Annotated in this window: 8 protein-coding genes; all 8 read left to right on the plus strand. The window is 37.0% G+C overall.

Going from position 1 to position 12,212, the window contains the following annotated elements; translation table 11 throughout:
• The first annotated feature begins 159 nt into the window (after positions 1-159).
• From Q0838_RS02280 to Q0838_RS02315, 8 genes are read left to right on the plus strand one after another with little or no spacing between them, the layout of a single operon-like run.
• Positions 160-1,452, plus strand: coding sequence for a c-type cytochrome (locus tag Q0838_RS02280; protein WP_298950768.1), 1,293 nt, complete (start codon positions 160-162; stop codon positions 1,450-1,452).
• Between the two features lie 20 nt (positions 1,453-1,472).
• Complete coding sequence (locus Q0838_RS02285) at positions 1,473-4,568, plus strand: TAT-variant-translocated molybdopterin oxidoreductase (RefSeq protein WP_298950770.1); 3,096 nt, start codon at positions 1,473-1,475, stop codon at positions 4,566-4,568.
• Positions 4,569-4,595: 27 nt separating this feature from the next.
• On the plus strand, positions 4,596-6,032 hold the full coding sequence (gene nrfD / locus Q0838_RS02290; RefSeq protein WP_298950771.1) for an NrfD/PsrC family molybdoenzyme membrane anchor subunit: 1,437 nt from the start codon (positions 4,596-4,598) through the stop codon (positions 6,030-6,032).
• A 12-nt stretch (positions 6,033-6,044) separates the two neighbouring features.
• Positions 6,045-6,578 (plus strand): DUF3341 domain-containing protein, encoded by a 534-nt coding sequence (locus tag Q0838_RS02295; RefSeq protein WP_104514480.1) that lies wholly within the window; start codon positions 6,045-6,047, stop codon positions 6,576-6,578.
• The gene (locus Q0838_RS02300; protein WP_298950776.1) at positions 6,578-7,282 is read left to right on the plus strand and encodes a cytochrome c; all 705 of its coding nucleotides are present in this window, start codon (positions 6,578-6,580) and stop codon (positions 7,280-7,282) included. Before Q0838_RS02295 ends, Q0838_RS02300 begins: the two co-directional genes overlap by 1 nt.
• 21 nt (positions 7,283-7,303) lie before the next feature.
• Positions 7,304-8,701 (plus strand): quinol:cytochrome C oxidoreductase, encoded by a 1,398-nt coding sequence (locus Q0838_RS02305; RefSeq protein ID WP_298950778.1) that lies wholly within the window; start codon positions 7,304-7,306, stop codon positions 8,699-8,701.
• Positions 8,702-8,722: 21 nt separating this feature from the next.
• The gene (locus tag Q0838_RS02310) at positions 8,723-9,799 is read left to right on the plus strand and encodes a cytochrome c oxidase subunit II (RefSeq protein ID WP_298950780.1); all 1,077 of its coding nucleotides are present in this window, start codon (positions 8,723-8,725) and stop codon (positions 9,797-9,799) included.
• A 4-nt stretch (positions 9,800-9,803) separates the two neighbouring features.
• A complete protein-coding gene (locus Q0838_RS02315; protein WP_298950782.1) occupies positions 9,804-11,624 on the plus strand; it encodes a cbb3-type cytochrome c oxidase subunit I in 1,821 nt (606 codons plus the stop codon).
• Positions 11,625-12,212 lie beyond the last annotated feature (588 nt).

Genomic DNA, 12,212 nt, shown 5'->3' on the forward strand with positions numbered 1-12,212 from the left:
TCTTCATTTTACTCACTGGCAAAAATAAACGATTTATGACCTATTTTTGCAGAAGCATTTACGATACGGTAAAATACTGTAATTATTGTGCCAAAGTTATAGTAATATTCATTAAGCGAGATGATAAATAGGAAATTACATTTTTCCGCATGGCAGTTTATGCTAGCGTTTGTTTTCGTAACACTATGTTCTATTAGTGTTTATGGACAGGATGCTACCACCTCAGATGGTGAGCCAGCGGCGCCTGTAGAAGCTACTAGCGGTGGAGACGCTGCTTTAGGAGAGGCTCTTTTTAAAGCTAATTGTGCATCGTGTCACAAATTGTACAAAAAAGCGGTCGGTCCGGCCCTTTTTCAGGTAAGTCAGCGTCACGATAGGGAGTGGCTTTATAGTTGGATTAAAAATTCAGCGGCGTTAATAGCTACTGGAGACGCAGAGGCGGTTGCTATTTATAATGAGTACAATCAGTCTAATATGAATGCTTTTCCGCAGCTTTCTAATACTGATATTGATAACATCATTGCTTATACAGATACTGAAAAGCCAGTGGCTGCCTCAACTACTGTAGATAAGAGTTCTTCATCTGTTCCTAGTGATTCTTCAGTCTCTAATAATATTATTTTAGGTGCGCTAGCGGTAGTTTTATTGCTGTTAGTAGTATTGTTGATAGTTGTAAATAAGACATTGAAAAGATTTGCTGAGGCTAATGGTATTCAAACAGAGTTTGAAAAGGAAGAGCGTACTCCTATTTGGAAAGCGTTCGTTCAAAATCAGTTTTTAGTGTTGGTTACTTCTGTGTTTTTGTTGTTAGCGAGTGCCTATTTTGCATACGGCGCGCTAATGAGTGTAGGTGTTGATCAAGGCTATGCTCCAGTGCAGCCTATTCATTATTCTCATAGAATACATGCTGGTTCTAATCAGATAGATTGTAAGTATTGTCACTCTAGCGCCCGTGAATCTAAACATTCTGGTATCCCTTCTCTAAATGTTTGTATGAACTGTCATAAGTCTATCGGTGAGGTAGCAGACGCTACATATCAAGAAGGTATCGATGAGTATGGAATTGATTATAATAAGGAGATTCAGAAACTGTATGCAGCTACAGGTTGGGATAGTGATGAGCAGAAGTTTGTGGGTGAAGAGAGTCCTGTAAGATGGGTTCGTATTCATAACTTACCGGATCTTGCTTATTTTAATCACGCACAACACGTTACTGCTGGTAAGATTGCTTGTCAGACTTGTCACGGTCCTGTTGAAGAAATGGAAGTGATGTATCAATATTCACCATTAACTATGGGATGGTGTATCAACTGTCACCGTGAGACTAATGTAGATCTTCAGGGTAACGGATATTATGAACAAATTCACAAAGAACTTTCTGAGGCTCGTGGTGGTCGTCAATTGACTATCGCAGATTTAGGAGGACTTGAATGTGGTAAATGCCACTATTAATAATATAGTTTTAGATATTTATGGCTACTACTAAGAAATACTGGAAAAGCACTGCGCAACTTGATGATAGCAATGAGATTGTAAAAAATCTTGAGCAGAATGAGTTTGCGAGTCCTATTCCTTCTGATGAGTTTTTAGGAAATGATGAGACGATGGAGTCTTCTAGCACTTCACGACGTGATTTTCTAAAGTATGTCGGTTTTAGTACTGCGGCAGCATCGCTTGCGGCATGTGAAGGACCGGTTATATACTCTGTGCCTTACGTTAATCAACCAGAGCAAATCATTCCTGGAATGGCTAACTATTATGCGACTACCATCGCAAATGGTTATGATTTTGCTAGTGTTTTGGTTAAAACTCGTGAAGGTCGTCCTATCAAGATAGAGAGTAATAAAGATGCAATGTATCGCGGTCATGCTAATGCTCGTGTTCACGCCTCTGTACTATCTTTATATGACAACAACAGATTGAAAACTCCTATGATTAAAGGAGTTGAATCTAATTGGGAAGAGTTTGATAAGCAAGTTGCAAATCAATTGTCTTCTTTGAATGGAAAAGAGCTAGTTGTGTTATCACAAACGTTTGCTAGTCCATCAGTAAATAAGATTTTTGCACAGTTAAAAGAGAAATATTCTAATGTGCGTGTCGTTACTTATGACTCCGTAGGTGAAGATGCTGCTCTTGCTGCCTTTGAGGCTAGATATGGCTCTAGAGCTTTAGCCGATTATGATTTTACCGATGCAGAAACTATTGTTTCTATAGGGGCTGATTTTGTAGGTGACTGGCAAGGTGGCGGTTTTGATAAAGGATATGCAAAGTCTCGTGTTCCTAAGAATGGTAAAATGTCTCAACATATACAATATGAGGCAAATTTATCTTTATCTGGTTCTAATGCAGATAGACGTTATCCTGTAACGCCTACTGAGCAAAAAAATATTATTGCTGCGTTATACAGTAAAATAGTAGGTGGAGGAGCAAATGTTTCTCTGTCTGATAAAGTTGCTAAATCTGTCGAGCAAACGGCTATTAGCCTTAAGCGTGCAGGTAGTAAAGCTGTTGTTCTTTGTGGTGTTCCTGATCAAGCAGCACATCAATTAACCATTGCGATAAATGAAGCGTTAAGATCAACTCTTGTTGATACAGATTCTCCTATCATGACTCGTCAAGGTAATCGTAAGTCTGTTGATACTTTGGTTAAAGATATGAGCGCAGGTAAGGTAGGTGCTATTTTTATAGCAGGTGTTGATCCTGTTTATAGCTATGATGATAGTGACGCTTTCGCGAAAGCGTTAGAAAAAGTGTCTCTTAGAGTATCTTTTGCATCTTCAATGAATGCTACAGCTGAAAAGTGTAATTATGTTGCTACTACTCCTCATTTCCTTGAGTCTTGGGGTGATACTGAAATTAAGAAAGGTCGTGTGTATTTAACGCAGCCTACTATTAACCCAATATTTAAGACAAGACAATTACAAGATACATTACTAAAATGGTCTGGTAGTTCTCAATCTTTCAAAGATTTCTTAAAAGAAACTTCTACTGCTGCAGGTGCTAGCTGGAATCAATCATTACAGGATGGTTTTTATAAAACGTCTGTTGTAGTTAACGATTCTGAAGCGCAAGTTGTACGTGAAGTGATCAGTAACTCTGCTGCTTTAAGTGCTATGGCTAGTGCAAAAAAGCCTTCTGGTTATGAGCTTACTTTATATACTAAAACTGGTTTAGGTGATGGTGCTATGGCAAATAATCCATGGTTACAAGAATTACCAGATCCTATTACTAGAACGACTTGGGATAATTACGTAACTATTTCTCAAGCAGATGCTGAGAAGGTAGGTGTTATTAATGAAAATGTAGCTAACGGTGCTCTTGATGGATCTTATGTAACGGTAACGTTAGATGGTGTACAAAGAAAGCTTCCTGCTCTTATCCAGCCTGGACAGGCTGCTGGAACTATCGGTATAGCTTTAGGTTATGGACAGACAGCTGCTATTCAAGAAGAGATGCAGACAGGAGTAAACGCATATCCTTTCTATAAGAATGGCGTTGCGGTACAAACTGTTTCTGTTAAGGATGCAGGTGGGACACATGAGTTTGCTTGCACTCAATTACAAAATACGATGATGGGTCGCGATATTATACGTGAGACCGATCTAGAAACATATAGAACTGTTAGTAAGGATAATTTCAATCCTATGCCTGAGGTTTCTTTAAACCATGTTGAAACTCCGGTTACTTCTCCAGATGTTGATCTTTGGGAAAGTTTTGATAGATCTGTGGGTCATCATTTCAATATGTCTATTGACTTAAATGCTTGTACTGGTTGTGGTGCATGTGTTATTGCTTGTCACGCAGAGAACAATGTTCCTGTTGTAGGTAAGACGGAGGTTAGAAAATCTCGTGATATGCACTGGTTGCGTATTGATAGATATTATTCTTCTGAAGATAGTTTTAAGGCAGATGAAGAAACAAAGGATAACGTTGATGGTTTAGGAATGGGTGATTATCTATTCGGTGATGGTCAAGGTGATGGTGCTCTTTCTTCTTTTGGAAGGTTAGAAAATCCATCTGATAATCCACAAGTAGCTTTCCAGCCAGTAATGTGTCAGCACTGTAATCACGCACCTTGTGAAACTGTATGTCCAGTGGCTGCATCTTCTCACGGTCGTCAGGGTCAAAATCACATGGCTTACAACCGTTGTGTAGGTACTCGTTACTGTGCAAACAACTGTCCTTATAAGGTTCGTAGATTTAACTGGTTCCTATATAATGGTAACGATGAGTTTGATTACCATATGAACAACGACTTAGGTCGTATGGTTATTAATCCAGATGTTACGGTAAGAAGTCGTGGAGTAATGGAGAAATGTTCTCTATGTATGCAAATGACTCAAATGACTATTCTTGAAGCTAAGAAAGACGGTCGCATGATTAAAGATGGTGAATTTGCTACGGCATGTTCTAATGCTTGTTCAAATGGTGCGATTACTTTCGGAGATATTAACGACAAGGAATCTGAGATTTTTAAAGTAAAGCAACAAGACCGTATGTATCACCTATTAGAAGAAGTGGGAACTGAACCTAATGTGATGTATCAGGTTAAAGTGAGAAACGTATAATTAACTAGCAAAACTAATCAAGATATTATGGCTCATTATGAAGCGTCCATAAGAAGACCTCTTGTTACAGGAGATAAAACATATTCTGATGTAACAAGAGACATCGCTGCACCAGTAGAAGGTGTTGCAAATAAGCAATGGTGGATTGTGTTTACAATCGCTCTTATTGCATTTCTTTATGGATTAGGATGTATTACTTATACGATCTCGACTGGTATTGGAGTTTGGGGATTGAACAAGACTATAGGATGGGCTTGGGATATTACTAACTTTGTATGGTGGGTAGGAATCGGTCATGCTGGAACGTTAATTTCGGCAGTTCTATTATTATTTCGCCAGAAATGGAGAATGGCTATTAACCGCTCTGCAGAGGCCATGACTATCTTCTCTGTAATTCAAGCAGGTTTATTCCCTATAATCCACATGGGACGTCCTTGGTTAGCTTATTGGGTATTACCTATTCCTAATCAATTTGGTTCTTTATGGGTTAACTTTAACTCGCCATTACTTTGGGATGTATTTGCTATCTCAACCTACCTATCTGTGTCGTTAGTTTTCTGGTGGACTGGTTTGTTACCTGATTTTGCAATGATTCGTGATAGAGCTATAACGCCTTTTAATAAAAAGATATACGGAATACTTTCTTTCGGTTGGTCTGGTCGTGCAAAAGACTGGCAACGTTTTGAAGAGGTGTCCTTAGTTTTAGCAGGGCTTGCAACTCCTTTGGTTCTTTCAGTTCATACGATAGTATCTTTTGACTTTGCAACTTCGGTTATACCTGGATGGCATACAACGATTTTCCCTCCTTACTTTGTTGCTGGGGCTATATTTTCTGGTTTTGCAATGGTAAATACTCTTCTTATTATCATGAGAAAGGTTTGTCATCTAGAAAACTATATAACAATACAGCACATCGAACTGATGAACATAGTAATAATGATTACTGGTTCTATAGTTGGTGTAGCTTATATTACTGAATTATTTGTAGCTTGGTACTCAGGTGTTGAGTATGAACAATATGCTTTCTTGAACAGAGCGACCGGTCCTTACGCTTGGGCTTATTGGGCTATGATGACTTGTAATGTGTTTTCTCCTCAGTTCATGTGGTTCAAGAAATTAAGAACGAGTATCATGTTTTCTTTTGCTATTTCTATAGTGGTAAACATAGGGATGTGGTTTGAGCGTTTTGTGATTATTGTGACCTCTCTGCATAGGGATTACCTTCCATCTTCATGGACTATGTTCTCTCCTACGTTTGTTGATATAGGTATCTTTATAGGTACTATCGGATTCTTCTTTGTACTTTTCTTATTGTACTCTAGAACATTCCCAGTAATAGCACAAGCAGAAGTGAAATCTATACTTAAAGTCAGTGGAAGTAAGTACAAGACCTTAAGAGAAAATAAAATGACGTCTAACGCAGGAAATTCTTCAGGAGATCCTATCGCTCACCCAGGCGAGTAGAACTAAGATATTATGTCAACAAAAATTATACACGCTTTATATACTGACGATGATGTTTTACTGCAAGCGGTAAAACAGGTTAGAGATAAGCACTACCATATTGATGAAATATTCACACCGTTCCCGGTGCATGGTCTAGAAAAAGCTATGGGAATTGCAGATACTCGCCTTGCGATTAATGCTTTCTTATATGGAATAGTAGGTTTGTGTGTAGCAACTGCTATGATGAATTATATAATGATAGAAGACTGGCCACAGAATATAGGTGGTAAGCCTAGTTTTTCTTATTTGGAAAACTTGCCTGCTTTTGTACCTATCATGTTTGAGTTAACAGTATTTTTTGCAGCTCACTTAATGGTTATTACTTTTTATATGAGAAGTAGGTTGTGGCCATTTAAGAAAGCTGAAAATCCTGATGTAAGAACGACTGATGATCATTTCCTTATGGAAATTGATACACATGGTGCTGATGTTGAAGAGGCGACAAAGTTTCTTTATGACACTGGTGCAGTAGAGATAAAATTAATTGACAAAGAAGCGCACTAATGAATAGATCTGTAAAAACGTTCTTGTTTGCATTTGCTTCAATTCTTGTTGTTTCCTGTGGAGGAGATGATAAGTCGACAGCAACTGATTCGAATAGAAGTGTTCAGTATTTTCCTAATATGTATGAGTCTGTAGGTTACGAGACTTACCAAGAGGGAGAAGTATTTCCTGGAAATGTAGAAGCTCAATTACCTGTTGAAGGTACTGTTTCTCGAGGGTGGATGCCATATGATTATGAGGATACTAATGAAGGTTACGCTTCCGCGAAAGCCAACTTAAAAAATCCACTTCCATATACGGAGGCTAATTTAACTAATGGTGAGGCTCTTTTTGGAATTTATTGTGCTATATGTCACGGTAAAAAAGGTGATGGTCAAGGTGCTTTAGTTAAATCTGAAAAGATATTAGGTGTACCTAGTTATGATGCTCGAGATATTTCACAAGGTTCTATTTATCATGTTATGTATTATGGTATAAATTATATGGGTTCTTATGCCGCTCAAACTTCTATAGAGGAGAGATGGCAAATAGCTCATCATGTAGATGCTTTAACTAGAGATTTGAAAGGTCAGGCTCGTCAAGAGTTTATTCCAGAAGTTTCTAACAAAGATGAAAAGGCGATGATGGATGTTCACCACGTTGAGGAAGCTCATAGTGTTGATGATCACGCTACAGAAAATGAACCAACAACGGATGGGCATTAAGCCCTAGTAGATATTGTATATATGTATAAGGTAACAAGCAAATTAAAGATTGTAGCATTCTCTCTTATTATTTTAGGAGCACTGCTAACTGCGGTAGGATTTTGGCAGGTACCAACTTCTCAAGATGCAGTTAAAGAAATGCTTGCAAATGAAGCAGCGCACGGAGGCGGGCATGCTGTAGAAAGTAATGATCGTCATGAGGTTGCAATGGCATCTCATGATGATGCTATTCATAAGTCTTCTGTTTCAGAAGAACATCATGGGGAAGCTAATCATGGTGTAAGTCACGAAGATGAACATGCAGAGCATGTGTATCATCAATTAAAAAATAGACCTTGGTCTGCTGTTTATGTTGCAGCTTTCTTTTTCTTTATGATAGGTCTAGGGGCTCTTGCTTTTCATGCTATTCAGAAAGCAGCACAAGCAGGCTGGTCACCAGTTTTATTTAGAGTAATGGAAGGTGTAAGTAGTTATATTCTACCAGGTGGAATTATTATGTTTCTCCTTCTTCTAGCTACTGGTTTAGGAGCTAATCATATTTTTATATGGATGAATGAAGGTGTAGATGTTGTAGGTCATGAAAATTATGATGCAATTGTTGCAGGTAAAACAGGCTTCTTAAATGTTCCTTTCTGGTTATTCAGGGCTGGTGCTTTTATTGTAGGTTGGAATATTTATAGATGGAACATTAGAAAATTTGGTTTAAAGCAAGATGAGGCTGTTGATGGTGACATTTCTTGGTACAAAAAAGGCTTTAAGCACAGTGCTATGTTCCTTGTATTCTTTATCGTTACGGAATCTATTATGTCTTGGGACTGGATTATGAGTTTTGATCCTCACTGGTTCTCAACTTTATTTGGTTGGTATGTTTTCGCAAGTATGTTCGTTTCAGCTATTACTACGATTGCTCTGGTTACTATTTTCTTAAAATCTAAAGGTTACTTAGAATTTGTAAACGATTCTCATATTCATGATTTAGCTAAATTCATGTTTGGTATTAGTATCTTTTGGACTTATTTGTGGTTCTCACAATTCATGTTGATTTGGTATTCTAACATTCCTGAAGAAGTAACTTACTTCGTTACTCGTATTGAAGATTACAATATTGTTTTCTTCGGTATGGTTGCTATCAACTTCTTGTTCCCATTATTGATCCTTATGAATTCTGACTTTAAACGTATCAATTGGTTTGTAGTAACTGCCGGTTTATTTATTATTATCGGTCACTATCTAGATATTTATGTTATGGTGATGCCTTCTACGGTAGGTGAGTCTTGGTTTATAGGTTTCCCTGAAATAGGTTCTTTCTTATTTTTTGCTGGTCTATTTATCTTTTATATATTCCATACGATATCTAAAGCTCCTTTATTAGTTAAAGGTGATCCTTACGTAGGAGAGAGTAAACATTTCCATTATTAAAACCCATAGAAAACTACTGTAATGACAGCATTTCTTATCATATTTATAGCAGCCCTTTTTGCGATCTCGGTATGGCAAATTACAAAAATTGTTAATTTAGGTAAATCACCTTTACACGATGTTGAGGCAGCAGAAGTAGCAAACGACGCTGATAATAAACGTCAAGGGCAAATGATGCTTTTGTTTGTAATCGCCATGTATGTTATGATGATTGCATGTTTCGTGGGATATCAAGATTACTTCTTGCCAGATGCGGCATCTGAACATGGAGCAGATTATGATAACTTATTACTACTTACAACTGTGGTTATTATGGTAGTACAAGTTTTAACTCAGGGTCTTCTTCATTATTTTTCTTATAAATACTATGGTAGAAAAGGTCAGAAGGCTTTATTTTATGCGGATAATGATAGACTTGAGTTCATCTGGACTGCAATTCCGGTTGTTGTATTGGCAGGTTTAATTCTTTGGGGTCTTTTTTCATGGAATGATATTATGGATGCTAATACGGACGACGACCCATTAATCGTTGAAGTTTATGCATATCAGTTCGGCTGGAAAGTAAGATACAGCGGTGAGGATAATACTTTAGGAGATGCAAATGTACGTTTTAAAGAGGGTCAGAATGTTATCGGTATCGACCCTACAGATAAAGATGGTATGGATGATAAGGTGAGTTCTGAACTGCACTTACCTGTTAACAGACCTGTGATTTTTAAATTTAGAAGTCAAGACGTATTACATTCTGCATACATGCCTCATTTCAGAGCACAAATGAATGTGGTTCCTGGTATGGTCACTCAGTTTAAATTTACTCCAACAGTAACTTCTGAGGATTATAAGGCAACTGAATTTATGACTAAAAAAGTTCGTAAGATTAATGAAATAAGACGACAAAAAAGTAAAGAGTTAGTAGATGAAGGAGATGTGGCACTGGATCCATATGATTTTGAGTACTATCTTCTTTGTAATAAAATTTGTGGCGCTTCTCATTATAATATGCAAATTAAGATTGTAGTAGAAAGTGAAGAAGACTACAATAAATGGTTAGAAACACAACAAACTTTTGAAACAACTTTAGCTAACGCTGAAAACTAGAAATATGGCACAATCAATAGCTGTTACTGCAGATCAGGGACATGATGAGGAACACCACCATCATAAGCAAACTTTTGTAACTAAATACATATTCTCCACAGATCATAAGATGATTGCTAAGCAATATCTTATAACTGGTCTCCTAATGGGTGTGATCGGTATCGCTATGTCTGTGTTAATGAGAATGCAGCTTGCTAATCCTGGCGAACCTAATTTAATTTTTGAAGCTCTTTTAGGAAAATGGGCACCAGATGGTGTCATGGATCCTAATATGTACCTTGCATTAGTTACTATTCATGGTACTATAATGGTCTTTTTTGTTCTTACTGCCGGTCTGAGTGGTACGTTCTCAAACTTTTTGATTCCATTACAGATCGGAGCAAGAGATATGGCTTCTGGGTTCCTTAACATGGTTTCTTACTGGTTATTTTTCCTTTCAGCTGTGATTATGATTGGTTCTCTTTTTGTAGAGCTTGGGCCTGCTGCTGCTGGTTGGACTATTTATCCACCTTTAAGTGCGTTACCTGAGGCTATGGGAGGTTCTGGTTTAGGTATGACATTATGGTTAGTTTCTATGGCTATCTTTATTGCGTCTTCTCTTTTAGGTTCTCTTAATTATATAGTTACAGTTATAAATCTTAGAACAAAGGGAATGTCTATGACACGTCTTCCTTTAACTATTTGGGCATTTTTTGTTACTGCAATTATTGGTGTGGTTTCATTCCCAGTTTTATTTGCAGCTGCATTACTACTTATAATGGATAGGAGTTTTGGTACTTCATTCTTTTTATCAGATATCTACATTAAAGGTGAAGTTTTAGCTCATCAAGGTGGTTCTCCAGTATTATTTGAACACTTGTTCTGGTTCTTAGGTCACCCAGAGGTTTACATTGTATTGCTTCCAGCTTTGGGTATTACATCTGAAATTATTGCAACTAATTCGCGTAAGCCTATCTTTGGTTATAGAGCGATGATAGCATCTATACTCGCTATTGCTTTCCTTTCCACGATTGTATGGGGTCACCATATGTTTGTTTCTGGTATGAATCCTTTCTTAGGTTCTGTATTTACATTTACGACATTACTTATTGCCATTCCTTCGGCTGTTAAATCCTTTAATTACATAACCACTTTATGGAAAGGTAATTTGCAAATGAATCCAGGTATGTTGTTTTCAATAGGTCTTGTATCTACTTTTATCACTGGAGGTCTTACAGGTATCATATTAGGAGACAGTACGCTTGATATTAATGTTCATGATACATATTTCGTTGTTGCTCACTTCCACTTGGTAATGGGTATATCAGCATTATATGGTTTGTTTGCTGGGGTTTACCATTGGTTCCCTAAGATGTTCAACCGTATGATGAATAAGAATTTAGGTTATGTACACTTCTGGCTTACTGCAATAGGAGCTTACGGTGTGTTTTTCCCAATGCACTTTGTAGGTATGGCTGGTTTACCTAGACGTTATTATACAAACACTAATTTCCCTTACTTTGATGACCTTGCAGATACTAATAAGTTGATTACTTATTTTGCAATAGCAACGGCATTAGCGCAATTGTTCTTCGTTTACAATTTTGTAAAGTCTATATTTTATGGTAAGAAGGCGCCTGCTAATCCATGGAAATCTAATACTCTAGAATGGACTACGGGAGATACTCATATTCATGGTAACTGGGCTGGGCCTATTCCTACCGTGTACAGATGGTCTTACGATTACAGTAAGGTAAATGAAGATGGAGAGTATGTCATTGCAGGTCAAGATTATGCTCCCCAGCATATTCCTTTACAGGAAGGTGAAGAAGAGATGAATCATTAAAATAACATAGAAGTAAAAATGCTGCCTAAAGGGCGGCATTTTTGTTTCTATAGTTTAATTCTTATCGCTATAAGTTGTTTTCTAGTTCTTATAGTTTTCCGTAGTTATATCTACTTGAGATACAGTTAACTGCTTTTTGCCCGTATTTATTTGCTGTATAATACCATCTTATGATGTTAAAATATAGGCTCAGTTTTGATGGTAGTTTTCTTGATTCTTTTTTCATTTTAAGACCTTATTTCGTATTCTCTTTTACTACTTAATTTGTACGTACTTTACTTATTTGTAGAGGTTACTTATTGAGTTTATTAGTACAAGTTCGCTACTACAGAGTTTTTGCTTTTCTTTTTGCATCGTTGCTATGCTGTAAACACTCGTTAACATGGATGGTACTAGGTCTATTAATGGTTTATTTGATGCTTTTAATCATTTATTTTTGTTACTTATTTTTTCATGTCGCATGGTTTTATTAGCTAGCTTATTTTTAGGTTTACATTATTTTGTTTTGGTAAAATGGTAACTCGTTGAATTTGTTTTATTATTATTCGTATTACATTCATAAGGGCTGCTCTATGAGTAGTATCTTTG

Origin of the sequence: uncultured Nonlabens sp. (assembly GCF_947495285.1) — a bacterium.
GTDB lineage: Bacteria > Bacteroidota > Bacteroidia > Flavobacteriales > Flavobacteriaceae > Nonlabens.